The 22,003-nt window shown below is 48.5% G+C and carries 20 protein-coding genes, 1 pseudogene and 1 riboswitch; of the genes and pseudogenes, 14 read left to right on the forward strand and 7 right to left on the reverse strand.

All coding sequences use genetic code 11. The features are described 5' to 3' along the window. Window positions 1-116: 116 nt before the first annotated feature. Window positions 117-596 (forward strand): annotated as a pseudogene (locus tag AN618_RS08390) (oxygen-binding di-iron domain-containing protein); the annotation flags it as partial. A 56-nt stretch (window positions 597-652) separates the two neighbouring features. Here AN618_RS08390 and AN618_RS08395 read toward each other — a convergent pair. From AN618_RS08395 to AN618_RS08410, 4 genes are all read right to left on the reverse strand, one after another. Continuing rightward, window positions 653-922 carry a MoaD/ThiS family protein gene (locus AN618_RS08395; RefSeq protein ID WP_066353864.1) on the reverse strand — a complete coding sequence of 90 codons (270 nt, stop codon included), beginning with the start codon at window positions 920-922 and terminating at the stop codon, window positions 653-655. Continuing rightward, on the reverse strand, window positions 923-2,800 hold the full coding sequence (locus AN618_RS08400) for an aldehyde ferredoxin oxidoreductase family protein (protein ID WP_222926438.1): 1,878 nt from the start codon (window positions 2,798-2,800) through the stop codon (window positions 923-925). Window positions 2,801-3,012: 212 nt separating this feature from the next. After that, window positions 3,013-5,514 (reverse strand): FAD-dependent oxidoreductase, encoded by a 2,502-nt coding sequence (locus AN618_RS08405; RefSeq protein WP_066353866.1) that lies wholly within the window; start codon window positions 5,512-5,514, stop codon window positions 3,013-3,015. Window positions 5,515-5,580: 66 nt separating this feature from the next. Next, entirely contained in the window at window positions 5,581-5,868 is a 288-nt protein-coding gene (locus tag AN618_RS08410; RefSeq protein WP_066353870.1) for a metalloregulator ArsR/SmtB family transcription factor, read from the reverse strand. Window positions 5,869-5,969: 101 nt separating this feature from the next. Here AN618_RS08410 and AN618_RS08415 point away from each other — a divergent pair, with 101 nt between their 5' ends. The 13 genes from AN618_RS08415 (at window position 5,970) to pilO (ending at window position 18,334) form a co-directional block, all read left to right on the forward strand. Further along, window positions 5,970-7,232 (forward strand): RNA-guided endonuclease InsQ/TnpB family protein, encoded by a 1,263-nt coding sequence (locus AN618_RS08415; RefSeq protein ID WP_066353871.1) that lies wholly within the window; start codon window positions 5,970-5,972, stop codon window positions 7,230-7,232. Between the two features lie 256 nt (window positions 7,233-7,488). Beyond that, window positions 7,489-9,180 (forward strand): type II secretion system ATPase GspE, encoded by a 1,692-nt coding sequence (gspE, locus tag AN618_RS08420; protein ID WP_083515140.1) that lies wholly within the window; start codon window positions 7,489-7,491, stop codon window positions 9,178-9,180. 14 nt (window positions 9,181-9,194) lie between these two features. After that, a complete protein-coding gene (locus AN618_RS08425; RefSeq protein ID WP_281176825.1) occupies window positions 9,195-10,244 on the forward strand; it encodes a type IV pilus twitching motility protein PilT in 1,050 nt (349 codons plus the stop codon). After that, window positions 10,239-10,323: riboswitch (cyclic di-GMP riboswitch) on the forward strand. It overlaps the preceding gene by 6 nt. A 52-nt stretch (window positions 10,324-10,375) precedes the next feature. After that, window positions 10,376-11,587, forward strand: a complete 1,212-nt coding sequence (locus AN618_RS08430) for a type II secretion system F family protein (protein ID WP_066353872.1) — start codon at window positions 10,376-10,378, stop codon at window positions 11,585-11,587. Between the two features lie 96 nt (window positions 11,588-11,683). Next, window positions 11,684-12,199, forward strand: coding sequence for a type II secretion system protein (locus tag AN618_RS08435; protein ID WP_066353874.1), 516 nt, complete (start codon window positions 11,684-11,686; stop codon window positions 12,197-12,199). 240 nt (window positions 12,200-12,439) lie between these two features. Then, a complete protein-coding gene (locus AN618_RS08440) occupies window positions 12,440-13,021 on the forward strand; it encodes a type II secretion system protein (RefSeq protein ID WP_066353876.1) in 582 nt (193 codons plus the stop codon). Between the two features lie 180 nt (window positions 13,022-13,201). Continuing rightward, window positions 13,202-13,960, forward strand: a complete 759-nt coding sequence (locus AN618_RS08445; protein ID WP_066353878.1) for a prepilin peptidase — start codon at window positions 13,202-13,204, stop codon at window positions 13,958-13,960. Between the two features lie 31 nt (window positions 13,961-13,991). Next, complete coding sequence (locus AN618_RS08450; RefSeq protein WP_066353880.1) at window positions 13,992-14,435, forward strand: type IV pilus modification PilV family protein; 444 nt, start codon at window positions 13,992-13,994, stop codon at window positions 14,433-14,435. After that, window positions 14,432-14,983 (forward strand): PilW family protein, encoded by a 552-nt coding sequence (locus AN618_RS08455; protein WP_066353884.1) that lies wholly within the window; start codon window positions 14,432-14,434, stop codon window positions 14,981-14,983. The genes AN618_RS08450 and AN618_RS08455 overlap by 4 nt, the downstream gene beginning before the upstream one ends. Before the next feature lie 31 nt (window positions 14,984-15,014). Beyond that, entirely contained in the window at window positions 15,015-16,175 is a 1,161-nt protein-coding gene (locus tag AN618_RS08460) for a pilus assembly PilX N-terminal domain-containing protein (protein WP_187694911.1), read from the forward strand. 19 nt (window positions 16,176-16,194) lie between these two features. Next, window positions 16,195-17,088, forward strand: coding sequence for a type IV pilus biogenesis protein PilM (gene pilM / locus AN618_RS08465; RefSeq protein ID WP_066353887.1), 894 nt, complete (start codon window positions 16,195-16,197; stop codon window positions 17,086-17,088). A gap of 3 nt (window positions 17,089-17,091) precedes the next feature. Next, window positions 17,092-17,643: a PilN domain-containing protein gene (locus AN618_RS08470; RefSeq protein WP_066353888.1), complete on the forward strand. Its 552-nt coding sequence runs from the start codon at window positions 17,092-17,094 to the stop codon at window positions 17,641-17,643. Between the two features lie 31 nt (window positions 17,644-17,674). Continuing rightward, a complete protein-coding gene (pilO, locus tag AN618_RS08475) occupies window positions 17,675-18,334 on the forward strand; it encodes a type 4a pilus biogenesis protein PilO (RefSeq protein ID WP_157081682.1) in 660 nt (219 codons plus the stop codon). Between the two features lie 126 nt (window positions 18,335-18,460). Here pilO and nadE read toward each other — a convergent pair whose 3' ends face one another. The 3 genes from nadE to AN618_RS08490 form a co-directional block, all read right to left on the reverse strand. Beyond that, window positions 18,461-19,168 (reverse strand): NAD(+) synthase, encoded by a 708-nt coding sequence (gene nadE, locus AN618_RS08480; RefSeq protein WP_066353890.1) that lies wholly within the window; start codon window positions 19,166-19,168, stop codon window positions 18,461-18,463. A 28-nt stretch (window positions 19,169-19,196) separates the two neighbouring features. Next, window positions 19,197-21,293, reverse strand: coding sequence for a glutamine synthetase III family protein (locus tag AN618_RS08485; protein ID WP_066353891.1), 2,097 nt, complete (start codon window positions 21,291-21,293; stop codon window positions 19,197-19,199). A 262-nt stretch (window positions 21,294-21,555) separates the two neighbouring features. Further along, window positions 21,556-21,990, reverse strand: coding sequence for an Hsp20/alpha crystallin family protein (locus AN618_RS08490; protein WP_066353894.1), 435 nt, complete (start codon window positions 21,988-21,990; stop codon window positions 21,556-21,558). Window positions 21,991-22,003: the final 13 nt, after the last annotated feature.

Below are 22,003 nucleotides of genomic sequence, written 5' to 3' on the forward strand. Positions count from 1 at the left end.
ATGGGTATTGTTATGATTTGGAGCAGATAGAAATTAAAGGCATATTTCCTCTCCAACCTGTAGAGGTTGGAGCCTCCATGTGCCGATAAGAAAAGGTAAAATCACATTTTTTTGAAGAGATGATATCCAGGATATCTCAAGTAATCGATCCTTCAAAAATCGATTACATTATTTGCAATCACCTGGAAATAGATCATTCGGGAAGTCTTCCAAAATTGATGAATTTAGCCAAAAACGCAAAAGTAATAACTTCCTTAAATGGGGAAAAACTTTTGAAGGCCCATTTTGATGTGAATGAGGCTTGGGATATTAAAGCTGTAAAATCAGGGGAAACCCTGCTCAACAATAACATGTTGCCTACGGTAGCTGCCTTCCTGCAATACATGAAGGGACTTTCGCCCAAAAACCGTAAGGCTTTAGCTTTCGGTTCATACGGCTGGGGCGGGCAGAGCGTGACTCAGGTGGAGGAAGTACTGAAAGGCTGCGGCTTTGAAGTTTTGGAAAATATACGCGTGCAGTTTGTTCCTACCGAATCGAAGCTGACGGAAATTACAGAAAAGGTTTATCAAAGTTTGGGAAAGGAAAATGAAGGCTAAACGAAAGGCAAGGCGAATTTTAAAACCGTCTTGCCTTTAGAATTTCCAAAAAATCTTCAGCCGCCGAAAACAGGCGGGAGAAAGACTACGGTATCGCCTTCGTAAAGCGGTGTATTCAGTCCTCCGGTTAGTTCGTATTCCCGGCCGTTTACCAAAATCCTGAGGCCCTTTATTGAATTTATCTGGGCCTCGAAATTGTCGTATTCTTCATTGAGACGTGAAATAAGGTGCGATAAATCGGCGCTGTCTTCCAGGGAAATCGTCCTTTCTCGCGTTCCGGTAAACGTCCTCAGCTGTCCGAAGAAAATCACCTTTACGTTTGTCATTTAATTTCCCCCGGAGTATTTTATGGCAAATTCAAGGCCGAGCTCTTTTAACTTTTCGGGAGTAGGCACACCCGTATTAAGGTCCCAGCCGCGGACTTTATAGTAATCGGCAAGCAAAGCTTCCTCTTCGAAAATCTGGCCTGCCGCGGGTCCTGCAGGGAGGGGTTCCGTTTTTAGCCTCTCCGGGAAGGAGTCGGCCTTTTTATCGAATCCTTCCCTTACGTTAAACATTCTTTCCAGGTTGTAGATACGTTCTCCCACCAGCCACATATAGTCCGGGTCGGCGAAGTCTTCAATGCCGGTAAGCGTTGAAATAAGCTTGCTGTAAACTTCGGCGTTTATCATTCCCATAGAGGGTGGGAAGGCGCAGAGGATACCGGTTTCCACGAATGCCGTGAGGTCCTGGTTGAATTTCGTAATCTCGCCCTTTCCTTCTACGGCAAATCTATCTACCTTTTTGGGAATGGGTACGCCGAATATCTCCTGGGAGGAATATCCGGTGTTGTGGTCTGCCCCAATGTTCGATGTCAAGAGGTTAAGCCCGTGGGCTTTCGCGCCCCTGGGGTCGTACGCCGGAAGTTCCAGACCCTTTACCTGGATAGCGTATTTTTCCGCATCTTTTCCTATTCGGCGGGCAGCTTCGAGAGTGCCGTCGGCCAAAATGGCACCGAAACCTTCCCGGTAAGCAATCTGCCTGATGAGTTCCAGTACCGGTTCTTGATTTCCGTAAACGAGTTCGAGTCCTCCTGTGTCCGACTTTGTGATTATCCCTTTTTCGTATAGTTCGTATGCAAAACCTATGGCGCTTCCGGTGGAAATAGTATCCAGTCCCAAATCGTCACACAATTTATCGGCTGCTACGGTAAGTCCGATATCCGGTAAGTTTATCGAGCCGGTAAAAGCCCATATGGTTTCGTATTCCGGGCCTTCACTCCATGCCCCTTTATATCTTCCAAAGTTCACCTTTGTTATGCTTCCGCAATGTAACATGCAGCTGTAACAGGCCGTTTTTCTGACCCTTAGTTTTGTGTATTCCGAGCTTTCGATTTTTTCCCAGTTCGGAAGGACTCCTTCGCGGAAGTTTCTCGTGGGGAAAATGCCGAGGAGATTGGTAAATTCGGCAATTTGCGTTCCGGTTTCGGAAAATGATTCGGCGGCCGGATTTCCCTTGTACAAAGCTATCTGTTCTTTGACTGCGGCCGCAAATCCTTCGGGGTCTGCTATGTCTATCTTTTGCCTTCCACGGACGGCGATGGCTTTCAAATTTTTAGCTCCCATGACGGCGCCGCCTCCACCTCTTCCGGCGGCCCGGCGGTCGCTGAAAATTCCGGCAAATTTCACCCCGTTTTCGCCGGCAGGCCCGATACAAGCTATGCGGATGTTGGGGTCGTGGAGCTCTTCCCGGATTAAGGTATGGGTATCATCGCAATCCAATCCCCAAAGGTATGTAGCATCCCTCAGTTCGTATTTTCCGTCGTTTATCCAAAGATATACCGGTTTTTCGGATTTACCCTCAATGATTACCGCGTCAAATCCCGCAAATTTCAGTTCTGAAGCGAAATGCCCGCCCCCGGAGGATTTAAAATAAGTGCCGGTCAGCGGGGATTTGAAAAATACCTTCCATCTTCCGAAAGATTGGGCGTTTGTACCGGCTAAGGGACCTGCGATGAATACCAGCTTGTTTTCCTCTCCCAAGGGGTCGATTCCAGGCTTTAATTCGTCGTAAAGGAGCTTAATGCCAAAACCTCGCCCGCCTATGTAGTCGTGGATTAGGTCGTAAGGCAATTCTTCTTCAGAAAATGTGCGGTTAGTTAGATTGACCCTCAGGATTTTGTTTTTGTAACCTCCCAGTTTCATTGCCGTACTTTTCCCTCCCATCTAATCCCTTCCCTTTTAAAGTTGCCCCGCCCCAGCAAGCGGTTACTGGGACAACCCAGAATAATTTTTATATAATAGAATAATATCAGATAATTGCATATAAGTCAATATAATTCTGAAAATAACATTCCCGCAATTTTAAGTACCACGCAACATAAAAAGAACAGTAAAGAAAATATAATAAAAAAGCGGGGTTTCCCCCGCCTTTAACATCATATAAAAAGCGTCATGTTTGACTTTTCCGCGGAATTGAGGAAGGTAGCCACTCCTCCTATTTCCACGCCGTCTATCAATTCTTCCCGCTTTATTCCCATCACGTCCATGGACATGTTGCAGGCGACCATCCTCACGCCCAAACGACGGGCTTGTTCAATTAGTTCTTCCAGGGACGAAATGTTTTTCTTTCTCATGACCATCCTAATCATGCGGGGGCCGATTCCCAGCATGTTCATCTTGGAAAGCGGAAGATTTTTGCTTCCCCTCGGCATCATCATTCCGAACATGCGCTCCAAAAGCCCTTTTTTAACGGGAACATACTGGTCCTTTCTGAGAATATTTAGCCCCCAGAATGTGAAAAACATGGTGACGGGTTTTCCAGTAGATGCAGCACCGTTAGCTATGATGAAGGCGGCTATGGCTTTGTCTAAATCCCCGCTGAAGACAACCATTGTCTTTTCGTCGGCACTTCTTGCGGGGAGTTCTGGAGCACAGCATGAAGAAAAGGAATTGTCGATTACTTCGCTTTTCGCTCCCTTTCTTATATATGCGATATACGCATCGGCTCTTTTTTCGGTTTTCAAAAGTTCGTTGCCGGTAGTTTCACACCAGGACCGGATATCGTTTAAAAATCCGGGGTCTGTGGCAGCCACTTCGATGACAGTGCCTTCCTTCAGGGTCTTCATGGTCTGAAAAACCTGAACTATGGGGCCAGGACACTGAAGACCTCGGGCATCGATTTTTACAATATTGCCATTAACCATAATATCTGTTTTATCTTTAGAATCTGAAGTGTGATTTTCATGTTCCATTGTGCTTTCTTTTTCCGGGTCATTTATCTTTTTTTTTTCGTCCATGGCGGCTTTGTAAGTTTTCCAACCGCCGCTTAAGTTTTTCACTTTATATCCGTTTTGCATCAAGATGCGGGTTGCAATATAGGCCCTCAGGCCCACCTGGCAGTATACAACTATCTCTTTGTCCCTTGGAATTTCGCTGAGGCGCGTTCTCAATTCGTCCACCGGAATGTTTACGGAACCTTCAATGTGTCCCAACTCGTACTCGGCTTTTGTCCTCACGTCGAGGATTACGGTGTTTTGCCTGTCGAGGTTTTCAATTTCGTGCCACTGGATTACAGGCATATCGCCGGTTATTATGTTGCCCGCTACGTAGCCCGCCATGTTTACCGGGTCCTTTGCCGACGAGAAAGGTGGTGCGTAGGCCAGTTCCAGCTCCTGAAGGTCGAACACCGTATCCCCTCTACGAATTGCCGAGGCTATGACATCTATTCTCTTATCCACTCCCTCCTTGCCCACTATCTGGGCACCCAATACCTTGCCGGTTTCTGGGTCAAAGATGAGCTTAATGGACATTGCAGTGGAACCCGGGTAATATCCGGCATGGGAACCGGGATGGGTGAAGGAAACGGCATGAGGTATTCCCAATCTTTTCAGAGTTTTTTCGTTGGCACCGGTGGATGCAGCCACGCAGTCGAATATCTTAACTATGGCCGTGCCCTGAGTGCCTTCGTATTTGGCATCCCTTCCGGCTATGATGTCGGCGACTATGCGGCCCTGCTTGTTGGCCGGGCCTGCTAAGGGAATCAGTGTATACTGGCCCGTCACGAAGTCCTTTACTTCGATGGCATCGCCTATAGCGAAGATATACGGATCGGAGGTCTGGAGTTTTTCGTTTACCCTTATTCCGCCGCGCTCGCCTATTTCGAGGCCGGCTTCCTTTGCTAGTTTAACTTCCGGTTTTACGCCGATGGCAAGGACGACCAGGTCTGCTGGAATACGCCTTCCACTTTGGAGCTCAACTTCTTTGGTGAGGTTGTTCTCGTTGATGAAAGCCTTGACGCCGTCCTTGAGCACAAGGTCCACTCCGGCTGCCCGGATGTGGCCGTGGACTATGGCGGCCATTTCAAAATCGAGGGGGGCCAGTACCTGGTCCAGCATCTCCACTATGGTTGTCTTTATGCCCCTGGCGTGGAGGTTTTCCGCCATCTCGAGGCCTATAAAACCGCCTCCGACGACGACGGCCCGCTTGGGCTTTGCCTTTTCGATGAAATCCTTAATCCTGTCCACATCGGGGATGGTGCGCACGGTGAAGATATTTTCAGCCTCAATGCCGGGAATTGGGGGACGAACCGGAGAAGCGCCGGGGGACAGAATCAGGTAATCGTAAGTTTCGATGTAGGTGCGGCCGTCTTTTTCCCTTACCTCTACCTGCTTTTTGTCGGGGAAAATCCTCGTGACCTCGCTGTTTACCCTCACATCGATGTTGAAGCGGGCTTTGAAGTTTTCAGGAGTCTGAACTAGAAGTTTTTTCCGTTCGGCTATTACCTCCCCGACGTAATAGGGCAGGCCGCAGTTGGCAAAGGACACGTATTCGCCTCTCTCGAACATGATGATTTCGGCGCTCTCGTCCAGCCTGCGAAGCCTTGCTGCGGCGCTGGCTCCACCGGCAACCCCTCCCACTATGAGAACTTTTTTGCCCATTACCTCTCCCTCCTAATATCCATATATACAAATTAATTAATATTTGTGGGTAAAAATTATTTAGCATCAAGAAAACAACACTTCAATTAACCGCTTTACTTTTTCATCGACTACCGAATAGTGGATTTCTGTGCCTTCTCGCCGGCCTTCGATGATTCCGGCGGTTCTCAGCTTTGCAAGGTGCTGCGAAATGGTGGATTGCGGCGCGTTAAGGCAGTTTTGAATCTGGGTGACGTTGGCTGATTTTCGTTCCATCAGGTTTTTTACTATGCAAAGTCTCACGGGATGCCCCAGTACTTTCAAAAGTTCGGCTTTTTCTTCGAAGATTTTCGGGTCGGTCTGGTACGTTGCCATTTGAAACTGATTCACCGTCCTTTCCGCGCTGGAGGCCCCTGCCTTCAGACAGGGGGAGGAAGGCGCTTTCTCTTTCAGGTGAATTGTGGTATCATAGAACTATGAAACGATGCAATGTTGTCCGCGTGCTTTCCTCAAAAGAGCAAGTCAAAGTCCTCGAAACACTCGGGGACCGCTGCGCCGCACTCTGGAACGCTGCCAATTTCCGCTGCCGCCAGGCGTTCATGAATGGGGAACCCGTGCCTTCCTATGCCACCCTGTGCGCGGAGTTCCAAGGCGACCCCGCGTACAAAGCCCTGCCGTCAGACATCGCGCAGGAGATTTTGAAAAAGCTCAGGAAAGCGTGGAATTCCTTCTTCGCTTGCTTGCGGCTTTGGAAGAAGGGCGAACTGGAAAAGCGACCGGGTCTCCCGAGGTACTGGAAAGACCGCCGCACGGGAAAGAGGCTGGTCAGGCTAATCCCGGTCAAGTCCCCGCGGTCCTACTCCATGGACGCCAGGACACTTTCCTTAACTTTGCCTGCAGACCTGCGGGACGGCAACGGCCGTCTGGTCCTCCGCACGAAGGGCGTCCTGCGCTTCTCCGGCACCCCAAAGACCTTGGAACTCAGGTACGACCGGGTGAAGAAGCGCTGGTACGCCCACCAGGTCGTGGAAGTGCCGGAACCAGCAAGGAAAGCCCGGCCCGAAAAGCGTGCTGCCCTGGATCTCGGAGCCAGGACGCTTGCTGCGTTGGCCATCGAAAGCCTTGAACGCCAAATTATCTTCTCCGGCCGTGAAGTTTGGAAAGACTTCCTTTACTGGAATAAACGCATAGCCGGGGAGCAGTCCAAACTGAACCAGGCCGGGCGTAAAACTTCCCGGCAGCTCCGGAGGCTCTACCGGGTTCGCACCCGCAGGCTCAAACACGCTTATCTGGCCCTGGCCGCAGAAATCGCCCGCATCCTTAAGCGTCACCAAGTGACCACGCTGTTCCTAGAAGATCTGACAGGCATTCGGGTGGACATGGAGTTCGGGCCGGGCAACCTTCTGGTACATAACTTCTGGGCCTTCAGGATGCTCAGGAACCTTATCGAAGCCGCCTGCGCGCGGGCTGGAGTAAAGGTTGTCTTTGTGGAACCGAACGGCACATCGTCGAAGTGTGCCGTCTGCAGCTCTCCCGTCAAGCGTCCCGTTCGGCACAAGGCGGTGTGTGAAAACTGCGGCTACGTCTGGCACGCTGACGCTAACGCGGCCTTAAACATACTACTTTTGGGCTCCTCGAAGGGGCACGGGGCGGAGGCTACGCCCCTGAAGCCGCTTGCCCTCCGGTGGAACCGCCACCGGTGGGTGAGCCGCTTCGAATCTACCGCCGGTACACCTTAAAAGGTGACGAGCGGTAGCTGGATGGCGGCATGAGCCGCCTGAAGGAATCCCCGGGCTTTAGCCCTGGGGAGGAAGTCAACACCTGAGCTTGAAAAAACTTTCTTTAATTCAAATATTACAATATATAGATATATGGAGTCAAGAAAAATTTCTATATAAATAATATGGAAATATCGCAAAGATAAATGATATAATCTATATTGACTAATTTTGAGATTATTTGGCAGAATTACCCGCAACGAAAGAAGGGGTCTATGTGGACATAAGACGCCGGCTGGGAGACCTGCTCGTTGAGTCGGGCATGATAACCCCCGAACAGCTGGAAAAGGCGCTGAACGAACAGAGGCGAACCGGTGAACGGCTGGGCAAGATTCTTACCCGACTGGGATACGTGAGGGAGAAGGACATACTGGAAGTTCTGGAGTTTCAGCTGGGGATACCCAAGGTGGTGCTCGAGGACTACCAGCTGGACCCCGAAGTGGTGCGGGCTATACCGGAAGCCCTGGCGCGCCGGTATATGGCGGTACCCATACGAAAGGATGGGAACCGGTTGCTGGTGGCCATGGCGGACCCGTTGAACCTCAATGCCATAGATGACCTGCGATTGGCTTCGGGGATGGAGATAGTACCGGCCATCGCTTCGGAAAAGGAAATTGAATCTGCCCTGGAGCGATTTTTCGAGCCCCGAATAGATGAGGATGCAATTTCAGCTTTAGAGGAGATAAAGGTCGATGCCGCGGCTTCCTGGGACACTTACGACCTGGATGAACCTGCTGCTGGGGGAATCGACCGGGCACCGGCAGTTCAGCTGGTTAACCAGCTTATAACGAAGGCGGTAAGGTCCAAGGCCAGCGACATTCACATAGAACCTCAGGAAAGCCATATTGCAATCCGCTACCGGATAGACGGGCTTTTGCGGGAAGTCCTCAGGCTTCCTCCGGGAGTTTTAAACAGCCTGGTTTCCCGAATAAAGATCATGGCGGGTATGGACATCGCGGAAAAGCGCCTCCCGCAGGACGGTCGTTTCCAGATAACCCTGGAAAGGCGAAGCGTAGACCTCAGGGTTTCTACCATGCCCACAGTTTACGGCGAAAAAATAGTGCTGCGCATCCTCGACAAGGCCAACATGCTTTTAGATCTCGACAAGCTGGGTTTTCTGCCGGAAACGCTGGAACAGTACGAAAGCTTGATAAGAAGTTCCTACGGAATGATACTCATCACGGGACCAACGGGTAGCGGTAAAACCACCACCCTTTACGCCACTTTAAACGCCTTAAATACTCCCGAAAAGAACATAATTACCATAGAAGACCCGGTGGAATACCTCTTGCCGGGAATCAATCAGGTAAGGGTAAACCCCAAAGCCGGTCTTGACTTTGCCCGCGGACTGAGGGCGATACTGCGGCAGGACCCGGATATAATAATGGTGGGGGAAATTCGAGACCGCGAAACCGCGGATATAGCTGTGAGAGCCGCCACTACCGGACATCTGGTTTTCAGCACCTTGCACACCAACGATGCGGCGGGAGCTGTCACGAGGCTTTTGGATATGGGAATCGAACCTTTTCTCGTCAATTCCTCGCTGCTCGGCGTGGTGGCTCAACGCCTCGTAAGGCTCGTATGCCCGCAGTGCCGCGAGCCTTATGAGCCAAAGCCGGGAGACATCGAATATGAATTTACCGATGAAGAAAGGAAGATCTTTTACCGGGGTAAGGGCTGCAGGCAATGCAATTATACAGGATACCAGGGAAGGACGGCAATCCACGAAATCCTCGTGATGACCGACGACATAAGACACCTGGTATCCCAAAAGGTGCATGTTTCGAAGATAAGGGAAGCCGCCATAGCCGGAGGGATGGTCACCTTGCGCGATGATGGGCTCTCGAAGGCGGCAAAAGGGCTCACGACGGTTCAGGAAGTTTTGAGGGTGACTATAAGCGGATTTTAGCGAAGGTACGGTGGTTGGGTTTGAGCCTTCAATTGAAAGATATTTTAGAAGAAGCGGCAAAAATTAAAGCTTCGGATATCCACCTGACCGTGGGCTTGCCTCCGGTTCTCCGGTGCGACGGAGTACTGCAGCCCCAGCTTAAATGGCCGGTGCTTGGTGCATCGGACACGGAAAGGCTGGCCAGGGAAATATTGGATGGGCGCTGGGACGAATTTACGCAAAAAAAGGAACTGGACCTTGCTTATTCCGTGCCGGGCCTGGGCCGCTTCAGGGTGAATGCATTTTTCCAGCGGGGAAGCGTGGGCCTTGCCATAAGGCTGGTGGGAGATGTAATTCGAAGTATCGAGGAACTGGGGCTTCCTCCTGTTATAGGCGAGCTTGCCGACAAAAATCACGGTCTTGTTTTAGTTACCGGCCCCACCGGAAGCGGCAAAACCACGACTCTGGCGGCCATGATAGACAGAATAAACGAAACGCGCAGCTGCCATATCGTCACGCTGGAAGACCCGATAGAATACCTGCACCGGCATAAAAAGAGCATTGTAAACCAGCGGGAAATCGGCAGCGACTCTCCTTCCTTTGCCAGCGCCTTGAGAGCCGCACTGAGGCAGGATCCGGACGTGATACTGGTTGGCGAGATGCGCGACCTGGAAACCATCGCTACGGCCATCACAGCGGCGGAAACGGGTCATCTGGTGCTGGCGACCTTGCATACCGGCAGTGCCGTTCAGAGCATAGACAGGATAATCGACATGTTCCCTCCTCACCAGCAAAACCAGGTAAGGTCTCAGCTGGCGGATGTATTGATAGGGGTTGTGACTCAAAGGCTATTGCCCCGCGCCGACGGCAGAGGGCGGGTAGCGGCCGTCGAGATTTTGATAGCAACTCCGGCGGTCAGAAATCTCATAAGGGAGGGCAAGACCTACCAGATAGTATCGCTGATGCAGACCGGAAGCCGCTTTGGAATGCAGACAATGGAGATGGCCCTCCACCAGCTGTGCGAAAGAGGGATAATTGACCCGAAAATTTGCAGTCCGAACAGGGAAAAGGATAGTTTATCCTGAAAAAGGCAAACCCGGTGAAAGCCGGGGGCGCAAAGCCGCGGGCCTAAGGGCTTATGCCTATGGCAGCCGGGCTGCCGGGAAACGAAACATTTAAGTTCCCGGCATATTTTTTATAAAGTTCGGGTGAAAGCATGGCGACGTACAGGTATCGCGCCCGGGGAAATTCGGGCGAATTGATAACCGGGCAAGTTGAGGCGGAAAACGAGGCGGAGGCCTTGCAGGTACTCGAGGGAAGAGGTCTTTTCGTGGTGGACTTCCGTGCTGGAAGAGCTCTTCAAATTACGTCTTTGGCCGAAGCTTTTTTTAACAGAGTGAAAAAGCAGGACCTTTCGGTTTTTTGCAGGCAGCTTGCCACCATGATAGGGGCCGGAATCCCCATAGTGCGGGCTTTGGAGCTCCTGGCCGAACAATCGGAAAAAAGAGCGATGCGCCAAAGTATAGAGCGGATTTTAGAAAGTTTAAGGGAAGGCTCTACTTTTCACGAAGCATTGGAAAGGCAGCACGGTATTTTCCCGCCTATAATGGTTCATTCAGTGGAAGCGGCCGAAATCAGTGGGTCTCTGGAAAACACTCTGGAAGAACTATCGGAGCATCTTGCGAGGGACCACGAGCTCGAGGAGAAAATAAAATCGACTTTGGCGTATCCAGCTATAATTATTTCTTTGACCGCAGCAGTCCTGATGGTGCTCCTTGTTTTCGTAATACCGGCTTTTCAAAACGTCATGAATTCTTTAGGGGTGCCCCTGCCCCTTCCCACAAGAATAGTTTTACACACGGGGATGGCGCTTCGCCGCGGATGGTATCTTATCATTATCTTGATCTCTGGCCTTGCTTTTTTCACGGTTCGCTCCTTGAAATCGGAAAGTGTAAGGCGCAGAATGGACGAATTGCTCTTGAAGATGCCCGTTTTTGGGAACCTGCACAAAAAAGCGGTGATATCCCGCTTCAGCCGGACTCTGGGGACCTTGCTCAAAAGCGGAGTGCCCATAATGGAAGCTCTTGAAGTGGTCGCCCGCAACGTTGGAAACAGGGTGGTGGGGGATGTTATTCTTCAGGCCAGGGAAAACGTAAGGGAAGGCAAAAGTGTGGCGGACACCTTGGAGGCTAGCGGCCTTTTCCCGCCTATGGTAATAGCCATGATAGCTGTGGGTGAGGAGACCGGCGCTTTGGATTCCCTTCTTGCCAAGGTCAACGCCTTCTATGAACGTGAGCTGGAGGAGGCGGCCCGGCGCCTTTCATCCATGTTGGAACCGGCGATGATAGTCGTGCTGGGTGCGGCGGTGGGGTTCATTGTGATATCCATTCTGCTGCCGTACTTTCAAATAATAGGGAATATGGGTTGATGTGGGAAGGGGGGTGGGCTGGGGAAAAACAAAAAAGGGTAATCTTTAGAACTTTAAGGGTAAAAATTCTAAAGAATTTGAGGGGGGTCATTAGACATGACTAAAAGATTTTCTCGGAGAAATAAAAACCAGGCCGGTTTTACTCTGGTGGAACTGCTCGTGGTAATAGCCATCATCGGCGTCCTTGCGGCCATAATACTTCCCAGTGCGTACAACGCTATCGAGAAGAGCAAAGTCGCTGCTGCGGAAGCGGATTATAAGGCGATTAAGGCAGCGGTGTTGAATTTCTATGCGGATACGGGAAAATGGCCGCCAAGCAGCGGTGATGGTCAAGGTTCGAACCCACCCGATGATGCTTATCTTGTTACGGATCCCGAAGATAATAACAATTATCCCGGCTGGAACGGCCCCTATTTGGACCGCTGGCCGGCGAAAAACCCGTGGGGTGGAACTTATACTTTCAAAAATGAAAGTTCAGGAAGATATCTCGAACTTGATTCAGTCCCCTCAAGTGCCGCAGATAGAATGAAAGCCGACCTTGGCGATGATGTAGTTGAAATTTCAGGCTCTGGCAGTACACGCACCGTTAAAATTACAATCTCGAAAGACTAAATATTAACAAATAATGGTAAACTAGTAAGAAAAATGGCCGAGAATAAATATTTTGGTAATATTTTCGAGCAGAGGTAGTGAATCTGCAAAAGAGATTATCGAGCGGTCGGAGTAGCCTGCCTGCGGTGCTCATGCGCCGGAAGTAGGCTATCCGGCTCTACCTTAATCCACCCTACCCCTTTTCCGGGGGAGGGTGGGTGATAGGCAGATATCCATTTTTTCAGGGAAGGATGTGAGTTGGTGAGGTTTGCTTTATCAAACCTCCGCTACAACCAGCGCGGCTTCACCCTTGTGGAACTTCTGGTGGTCATAGCCATCATCGGGATCCTGGCGGCCATAATTCTGCCCAACGCCTTCAAAGCAGTGGAAAAGGCGAAGATATCGCAGGTGGTCGCCGATGTGCGGGCCATAAAGGCGGCCGGTTACGCCTATTACGCCGATACCGGTGACTGGCCCAAGGCAGGGCAGGATTTCTACGACCCTGGCTTCGGAGACGAGTACGGCTTTCTGTACTTCATGAAATCAGACGGTAGCAGCGGCTGGAACGGGCCGTACCTGGAGAAGCCACCCGGCACCACGCCCTGGGGTGGTTACTACCGCTACTGGAAGAGTAGAATAACTGGAACCGTCTATGACGCCGCGGGCAATCCGATTGCGGTTAAAGACACTAAATGTGCCGTGGTTACCATCGGTGGCTTTCCCGACCAGGGCATCCGAGATATAGTGGACCAGCGCATCCGGGAAAATATTGGTTACTCCTATGTAGGAGAGGAAAACGGCACGTACTACATTTCGGTGATCATCTGGATGGAAGGGTTATAATGACGGAGTGATTGTCGTTTGGTTACCCAGCGCATAGCGTGTGGTTGCGCTTGTCAAAAGATGGTGGTATGAATTGGAAAAATTTCTGATAGTTATCGCCATTATCGGGCTTCAAGCGGCGTAAGGTTAGGACCTGCAGTATTGTTATTTGAATGAAAGGAATGTGATCGAAGGATAAGTATGCTTTGGATGGGAAGTTTTTTCTTCTTATTATTAGGTCTTTTTATCGGAAGTTTCCTCAACGTAGTCATTTACCGCCTGCCGCGAGGAGAGACGATAATTTGGGGGCGATCCCGCTGCCCTGCCTGCGGGCGGGTGCTGGCCTGGCGCGACCTCGTGCCGGTTGCAAGCTACCTCGTCTTAAGAGGAAGGTGCCGCTACTGCGGGGAGAGGATCTCCCCGCGGTACGTGGCGGTGGAGCTCCTGACGGGTGTGGTTTTCGCCGTGCTTTTCTGGCATTTCGGGTTAAGTGCATCTCTTTTGAAATACCTTTTTTTGAGCTGTATCCTGATAGCGGCGTCATTCATAGACCTGGAACATTACGTAATTCCGGACCGGCTTTTGTTGGCTGGCCTTTTGGGGGCGGCGGTGCTGTGGCCTTTAGCTGGGGATGTAGAAATATGGTATTCGCTTATAGGCAGCGTGGTGGCCGGTGGGTTCCTGCTGGCCGTCGCGGTAGCGAGCAAAGGCGGCATGGGCATGGGTGACGTAAAGCTCGCTGCAGTAACGGGGATTTACCTTGGATGGCCTAAGGCGGTTCTAGCCCTATTTTTTGCAACGGTTTCAGGAGGACTAGTGGCGGTCCTGCTTTTAATTTTAGGGGTAAAAGGTAAAAAGGATGCCATTCCCTTTGGCCCCTTCATTGCGGTAGGAACACTGGCGTCGGTATTATGGGGAATGCCGGTTATTGACTGGTATAAAAACATTATTATATTTTAGATTTTAGACAAAAATAGAATGGGGTTGGGCCGTGAAAGCTATGTATTGTAGAAAAAATAACAAAACCTGCATACATATAAAAGGCAGCGGAGGCTTTACCCTGATTGAGGTACTGCTCGCCGCTTTGATAATTACGACTGCCCTTGTTCCCATCATGGACACCTTCGTGCGCGGTGCCCTATGGACGGCCCAGGCTGAAGACATGATTGTGGCTTTGAATCTGGCGCAAAGTAAACTTGAGGAATTAAAAAACAGGCCTTATGATGACCTTGAGGCGGGTGAACCGTTGGACCCCGGCCATCAGCCGGAACCTTTTCCTGATTATCAGGAGTATTCTTACCGCATTACCGTCTCGGAAAGCAGCGCCTCTGGGCGCGGAGAAAACAACATAAAGACGGTAATGGTAACGATTTATGATACTGCCACGGGCCGAAAGATCATTTCCCTCACGATGGATAAGGGTGACTGGAGATGAGGAAGGAGTACCAGGCGAAAGGAGGTTTTACCCTGGTCGAGGTAGTGGTGGCCTTATCCGTCTTCACTCTCGTAATAGGGGCAGCGCTTGCCTTGTATCAGCAGGCAGTGATTTCATGGAGAAAAGACGAGAGAAGGGTTGATGTCCAGGAAAACCTGAGCTTTGCGTTAGAAAAGATGAGCGAGGAAATAAGGTCGGCAAAAAGAGTGGTCGAAGGTAAAAGTTCAAGGCTTGGTTTGGTAGTTAATAAAGAAGATGAAGGTTTGGAAGACGGTGAGGAAATCGTGTACTATTCCTTTGATTCTCAAAAAGGGCGCCTACTCCGCGAGCAGGGTCATTATGTACAGCCTCTAGCCAGCTATGTGACGTATTTCAATCTAGAGTATTATGGTGAATATACCGACGAAGCGTATGAAAGTTTGGAAGAGCCATTGTCCGGAGAGGAACTGGAAAAGGTCCGCCTCATAAAGATTACCGTTGCAGGGAAGAAAGTAAACTCCCCGGAAATGAAGGTTACTACCTCAGTCAGAATAAGGGCTCTTGATTGAAGGGGCGCCGGTTATGCGGGGGAAAGCTTTTTTGCGCGAAGTAAAACGTAGCGAAGGCGGTCAGGCATTTATTCTGGTCATGCTTGTACTGGCGGTGGTGGCTATACTAGGTAGCGCTACATTGACTTTGACGGCAAGTCACAGGCAGACTGCTGCAAAGCAGAGGGATCGCCTTCAGGCATACTACGCTGCCGATGCAGGAATAGAGAGGGCTTTGGCTATTATAAAACGGAATCCGACTAATTTCTGGAGCGAATTTCCCCTGAAAGGCATATCCTATGCGGGGGAGGGGGGAAGAATCGAAAGCGTAACCGTTGAACGAATTCCAGGAGGGCCCGGCACCGTCGTTAAGATAACATCCGTGGGAAAGTTTAATAATGCGCGAAAGGTCATAGTGGCAAAGGTGCGGATTTATCGTTCCAAAAGCCCGGCAGAACTGTTAAAGGGCATCAGCATCCTGCCCAAAGAGCGGGACTCTGATATTAATTTGTCAAAAGATATTTCGATTATAGGTTCGCAAGACCCAAGACCGGTAATTTACATTAACGGTAATCTGAACCTTGGTGGCAAATCGGAGATTAAAAATTTTGATATCTATGTTTCCGGTGAAATAACTATAGATAAAGATGCAGAGCTGATAAACTGTCAAACTACCGAAAATTACGAGGCAATTCCTTTTTTTCCCGAGCTAAATGTGAAGTGGTACGAAGAGCGAGCTACAACTTTTCCTTCAAATAATTCGAAAGAAGGAAAAGGCAAAAAGGACGAAGATATTGCCGAATATAAAGGTATTTATTTTGTGAAAGGAAATGTTGAAATTTCGGGCACGTATAGCGGACAGGCGGTAATCGTGGCTACTGGTAAAATAGATGTCCCCGACGATCTAAAGGCTTATAACCCTAATGAAGACCTTTTGGTTTTAATTTCCTTGGGTGGGCAAGTAAATATAGATAAAAGAGGTAGTGACTCTACTGTGGACGCCTTGATAATATCCGACGGTATATTATCGTGCAAAAATAAAGTGGTAATAAATGGGGGAATTTTGGTAAGACAGATAGAGTACGTAAATAAACTGACAATAAACTGCAACCCCGCCCTGGTAGAAAGACATTCTGGATTGATGGAGCTGGCTTTTGGGGGCAGCGGCGGCGGGTCTACAAGGATTGAAATCGAAAGCTGGAGCGAGCGATAATTATTCTGGGGGTCGGAAAGTGGGAATCTTCGGGTTCGGCAGGAAAAACTTATTGGGAGTGGACATAGGAACAGCTTTTATAAAGGTGGTGGCCATTGATAAGGGCCGAGTAGTGGCGCAAGGTTCGGCGCCGGTGACCGAAAATGGTGCGGACGATTTTTCAAAAATGGCAAGTGCTCTTGAAATGGCCTTGGAGCAGGCGAAGGTCCGAGTAACGGATGCGGCACTGGCTATAGGGGCGGACAAAGCTATTGTAAGGTACGTGCTTTTGCCGAAAATGCCGGAGAAGGAGCTGAGAGCGGGGCTGAAGTACGAGGCGGCCAGGTATTTGCCGGTCACGGACCAGGACCTAGCGGTGGACTTTGCAGTCCTGGAAGAAGAAGTAGAGGGCGAACCGGGGAAAATGAGGGTTCTCCTCGCGGCCGTCCGGCGGGAATTAGCACAGAAGTATTACGACCTTTTTGAACAAGTGGGCCTGAAGCTCAGGGTAATAGATCTGGTACCCCTTGCACTTTACCGCCTATTCAGGGCGCTGGACAAAAGGGGGAATGCAGTCGCCGTTGATGTCGGTGAAAACTATAGTCACGTGATGCTGATGGATGGCGGAAGGCTGGTCTTCAGCAGGGCGGTCAACATTGGATGCCGGGAAATGGCAAAAGTAGCGTTTCCATCGGGCTTAAATCCGGCGGCGGATTTGATGCAGGAGATAAGGCGCACTCTGGACTTTTACAGGATGCAAAAAAGATTTGAATATGCGCCTGAAATGCTTTTGATATTAGGTGGAGGAGCCTACATTGAGGAGGTTACAAGTTATCTTGGCGAAGAACTGGGACTAAAATCCGAAGTTCTAAAGCCTTTTGGCCTCGGGCCCGAATACGCCGTGGCTACAGGTTTGGCATTGAGGGAGCGATAGAAAATGTACGATATAAATATAAATTTGCTTCCGGAAGAGCTGCGGTTTTCCAGGAAAATATTGCCCCGCCGAAAGCTACCTTATTTGATGCTGGGGATGGCTCTTTTTGCCCTTTTTTCGTTGTACTTGTTTTTGCTCATTCACTCGCAGGTTTTAGAAAACAGGCTCGAACATGTGAAAGAGCAGATCGAGATTTACGAAGGCAGGGAAAAGAAGGTTTTGCAGGAGCAGGAGATATTGCAAAATTTACAAAAGAAAAAAGAAGAGGTAAAGATGGCGTCAGAAAGTAGGATATACTGGTCGAAGTTTTTAATTGAAGTGGAGGAAGCGCTTCCTGCCGGTGTATGGCTGAGGTCATTGGAGGTCGGACCGGAAAACAAATTGAAGATAGTGGGTGTTTCTTACAGCTTCGAGAGCATCGGAGATTTTTACGTGGCCTTGAAGGGGGTTTCCCTGCTTGAAAACGTGAATCTGGAATCGGTTCAGGAAAAGGGTGAAAATGAAAGCGGGAAATCCCTTTTGGAATTCACCATCACGGCTGATGTAAATCCATAGGTAGTAAAGTTTTTTGGAAAGGGCGTACACCATGAAGAATAAAAGCAAAATGTTGCTTTTTCTGCTCGTGGTCCTTTTGGCCTTATTAATCGCAAGGTCAATACAGAAAGTTCTGCCCCATTACCTGGAACTCAGGTCGCAATTGAAAGCTGAAAACGAAAAACTCTCCATGTTAAAGCAGCGGGTCGAAAGTCTGCCGGAGCTTGTAAATAAAAAGGAAGCGGCCCGGCGGGAATTTTACGACCTGTTGGAAGGCCTTGACATCGCGTTTGACGATGAAACTTCGTTTTTGCTTTCGGTAAACCCGCCCCAATCCGGGCTCAGGATAACCCGTTTTCGCCCTCTTGAAGAAGAAAAAATGGAAGCTGTGAGTTTCAGACCTTTTGAAATAGGAGTATCTGGCGATTATGAAGATCTGATAGGCTATCTGACTTACCTTGAAAATCTGAAGGCTTTGACGGAAATAAGGGAACTTAAAATAAATTCGAGCGAGGAAAATCAGGGCGTGGTAAAGGCTAGTTTCGTGGTGCGCCTCTATAAATTGGGACTGGGAGGGGAGGGAATAAATACAATAAATGCAGGGGTATATTCATCTCATGGTGAAAAATACGAGGAATTTTTACCAGCAAGTGTGAGGAACATTTTTAAAGGGGACAATTCGAATTCGCCTGAGATAACCCCGGAAAAGTAAAAAGGTTGGGCTTGTAGGCCACATATTTCTGCATACATCGTTCGCTACGTGACTGCGGTTGATGCTTCTTCGGAATGTAAATAGTACCCCCATGCATACCGGGAGCTATGACCCTCCCCACATTTACTAAAATGGCGGTTTAAGGGGCAGATTTCTTTTGTGTTCGCTTGATAGGATCATCGTTTTTATTTTTTCTTCAATTTCCCGGGAAGCCTTTCCGGTGAGTATATACTCATCCAGTTGTTCGTAAGTTATGCCCATTTCTCCTTCATCAGTCTGCCCTTCCCAGAGCCCCGCCGTCGGGGGCTTATCGATAATTTTTTGTGGAATTTCAAGAAAACGGGCTAATTTGCGGACCTGCCTTTTGACCAGATTTCCTAGCGGCAGCAGGTCTACCCCTCCATCGCCGTATTTCGTGAAGTAACCCACCGTCAATTCGCTTCTATTCCCAGTTCCAACCACCAGAAAATTATTTAGGGCAGCATAGTAATACAATGTGATCATTCTAAGGCGTGATTTGATATTGGCCAAAGCTCTTTTATCTGCCGTCTTATCCAATATAGCCGTAAATTCGTCAAAAACCTTGTTCAAGATAATCTTCTTGTATGGGATACCGAACTTTTCTGCAACCATTAATGCATCCTCTTCATCCTTTGGATTGCTGTGACACGGCATGATGAGTCCAAGACAATTTTCTTTGAATGCTTTTTTACAAAGAACTCCAACTACTGCAGAATCTATCCCGCCGCTCAGCCCGAAAACGGCCCCTTTTGCTCCGGCTTCATATACTTTTTCTCTCAGCCAATCGACCAGGGCACTGCACAATATTTCCATAATCGACCCCTCTTTTCGCGTTTTTGCCTTAGACGCCGAACAACATCTCGGCGTATGTTGGTAACGGCCATAATTCTGCATCTACGATGTTTTCTAGTTTATCGCCGATTTCTCTCAGAATGCACATCTTATTGAATACCACGTTCCGGTAATAGCAAGCTTTCCCATAGAGGTCGTTATTAACATTTGAAGCTTCATCGACTGCTTTTTCAAGTTCAGTTATGTTTTTCTTAAATTCCCCTATTAATGAAGAAACTTCCTCTAATAATTCGGACTGCGCACTTACATCGGCATTTAGCCCCGTAGCCCTTACAGAATTAATGGATTCCGCGATTTTTGTGGCAAAATCTATTGCTGCTGGCAGTATCTGGCGTTTTGCCATGTCGATCATCGTAAGCGCTTCAATATTGATTGTTTTTATATAATTTTCAAGCATTACCTTATAACGAGACTCAAGTTCCCGCCTGTTTAAAACACCATGTTTTTCCATGAGTTTGACATTCTTCTCTTTGATTAAAGCGGGAATGGCATCAACGGTTGTTCTAATATTCGGAAGCCCCCTTCTTTCCGCTTCTTTACCCCATTCTTCTGAGTAGCCATCTCCATTAAATATAATTTTCTTGTGCTTCTTTACAATTTCTTGTAGCAAAGCCTGCACTTCTTCATCAAAATTTGATGTTTTTTCCAACCTATCTGCAATCTGGGATAGTGCTTCGGCGACTATCGTATTTAAAACGAAACATGCAGTTGCTATTGAAGAAGAAGATCCAACCATTCTGAATTCAAATTTGTTTCCTGTAAATGCAAACGGAGAGGTTCTGTTTCTGTCCGTTGTATCCTTCCACAATGTTGGAAGAGTAGAAACTCCTATCTTCAATACCCCGCCGTTTTTCGAAGTCGCTGCCACTCCGTTTTCTATTTGTTCAAGAATGTCTGTAAGCTGTTCGCCGAGGAAAATGGATACTATTGCAGGGGGTGCTTCATTAGCGCCGAGTCGATGGTCATTTCCCGGCGTTGCGGCACTTACCCTGACCAAATCGGCATATTCATCGATAGCCTTGATTACGGCGCATAGAAATACTAGAAATTGTGCGTTTTCATGAGGAGTATGACCTGGTTCTAAAAGATTTTGACCATCATCTGTGCTCATTGACCAGTTTATATGTTTGCCCGAACCGTTGATACCGGTAAAAGGTTTTTCATGCAATAGGCAGACGAGTCCATGCCTTAAAGCAACTTTTTTCATCAACTCCATGGTTAATTGATTATGATCTGATGCAATATTAGCTGTATTGTATACCGTTGCCAGTTCATATTGGGAAGGAGCCACTTCATTATGCTTGGTTTTGGCTGGAATACCCAGTTTCCATAATTCTTCGTCCAGTTCTTTCATGAATGCTGATATTCTTTCTTTAATAGAGGCAAAGTAGTGATCTTCCATTTCTTGGCCTTTCGGTGATCTGGCGCCAAATAGGGTTCTTCCCGTAAGGATAAGATCTTTGCGTTTTTCATACATTTTCTTGTCAATTAAGAAATATTCCTGTTCGGGCCCTACGGTTGCGACGACTTTTTTTGCGGTGTTGTTGCCGAACAATCTTAATACTCTGAGGGCTTGTTTTGATAGAGCTTCCATGGAGCGCAGCAGGGGTATTTTTAAATCTAGAGCCTCGCCTGTATAAGAGCAGAAGGCGGTGGGTATATACAAGGTGTTATCCATTATGAAAGCGGGCGAAGTACAATCCCACGCTGTATATCCCCGTGCCTCGAAGGTAGTCCTCAAACCGCCGGATGGAAACGAAGAGGCATCTGGTTCCCCCTTGATCAGCTCTTTTCCCGAAAATTCGGCGATTACTTTGCCGTCCTGGGTAGGAGAGATAAAAGAGTTGCGTTTTTCTGCAGTTACGCCGGTTAACGGTTGAAACCAGTGCGCGAAATGAGTCGCTCCTTTTTCGATTGCCCAGTCTTTCATCGCATTAGCTACGACTTCCGCGACCGAAGGCTCCAATGGAATTCCCTCATCTATTGTTTTCTTTAAAACTCTGTACGTTGCCTCCGGAAGCCGTTCTTTCATAACGGCGTCGTTAAAAACATTTTTGCCAAAGGTTTCTCTAAAGGTATTTTCCATTATATAACCCCCTATCGATCAAAGTATTTTTTGCAAGAAGGATGAACCTTCATGCTTCAACGTTAACTTTTATTTTGATTTTAATTTATTTTTGTAGAAATTATATGCTTATAAAATTTAAATGTCAAATAAATGTAAGGTTTTTTATAATAAACTTGACATTAAAAATATAAAACCTTACATATCGTTTTTTCGGATTAAGCCTGACGTTCAAAAAAATAAAAGGCAAGGCGTGTTAGTCGCCTTGCCTTCAATATCCTTTCTACTCTATCTCTATCTTGCGGCCAGAAGGTTTGCTCGGGGTTATTTTGGGCATTATCACCTTTAGAACTCCGTTGTTGTAGCTTGCCCTTATTTTTTCGGCATCCACATTTTCGGGCACCGGAATAGTTCTGCTGAAGCTGCCCCGCCGACGTTCGCGGTGAATATAATTTTCTCTCTTTTCTTCGGTAATTTCGTCGTGCTGTCCCGAAATGGTGAGCATATTGTTTTCGTACCTGATTTCTATGCTGTTTTTGTCAAAACCGGGCATGTCGGCTTCGACTATATATTCGTTTTCGGTCTCCCGCATGTCGATTCGGATGGGCTGCTGTCCGAAGAAATCGAAGAAGTTGTCGAGGAAGTTTTCCACGTCAAACTCGAAAATGCTCGGGAAAAATCCCCTTCTCCTCCAAGGCATCAATTCCCGGCCGCGCATATTATTCCCTCCT

Origin of the sequence: Fervidicola ferrireducens (genome assembly GCF_001562425.1) — a bacterium.
GTDB lineage: Bacteria > Bacillota > Thermosediminibacteria > Thermosediminibacterales > Thermosediminibacteraceae > Fervidicola > Fervidicola ferrireducens.

Coding starts and splice junctions, on each gene's coding strand:
- AN618_RS08395 (WP_066353864.1), bottom strand. CDS start 922: ATGACAAACGTAAAGGTGATTTTCTTCGGACAGCTGAGGACGTTTACC.
- AN618_RS08400 (WP_222926438.1), bottom strand. CDS start 2,800: ATGGGAGGGAAAAGTACGGCAATGAAACTGGGAGGTTACAAAAACAAA.
- AN618_RS08405 (WP_066353866.1), bottom strand. CDS start 5,514: ATGGGCAAAAAAGTTCTCATAGTGGGAGGGGTTGCCGGTGGAGCCAGC.
- AN618_RS08410 (WP_066353870.1), bottom strand. CDS start 5,868: ATGGCAACGTACCAGACCGACCCGAAAATCTTCGAAGAAAAAGCCGAA.
- AN618_RS08415 (WP_066353871.1), top strand. CDS start 5,970: ATGAAACGATGCAATGTTGTCCGCGTGCTTTCCTCAAAAGAGCAAGTC.
- AN618_RS08430 (WP_066353872.1), top strand. CDS start 10,376: ATGGCGACGTACAGGTATCGCGCCCGGGGAAATTCGGGCGAATTGATA.
- AN618_RS08435 (WP_066353874.1), top strand. CDS start 11,684: ATGACTAAAAGATTTTCTCGGAGAAATAAAAACCAGGCCGGTTTTACT.
- AN618_RS08445 (WP_066353878.1), top strand. CDS start 13,202: ATGCTTTGGATGGGAAGTTTTTTCTTCTTATTATTAGGTCTTTTTATC.
- AN618_RS08455 (WP_066353884.1), top strand. CDS start 14,432: ATGAGGAAGGAGTACCAGGCGAAAGGAGGTTTTACCCTGGTCGAGGTA.
- AN618_RS08470 (WP_066353888.1), top strand. CDS start 17,092: ATGTACGATATAAATATAAATTTGCTTCCGGAAGAGCTGCGGTTTTCC.
- pilO (WP_157081682.1), top strand. CDS start 17,675: ATGAAGAATAAAAGCAAAATGTTGCTTTTTCTGCTCGTGGTCCTTTTG.
- nadE (WP_066353890.1), bottom strand. CDS start 19,168: ATGGAAATATTGTGCAGTGCCCTGGTCGATTGGCTGAGAGAAAAAGTA.
- AN618_RS08485 (WP_066353891.1), bottom strand. CDS start 21,293: ATGGAAAATACCTTTAGAGAAACCTTTGGCAAAAATGTTTTTAACGAC.
- AN618_RS08490 (WP_066353894.1), bottom strand. CDS start 21,990: ATGCGCGGCCGGGAATTGATGCCTTGGAGGAGAAGGGGATTTTTCCCG.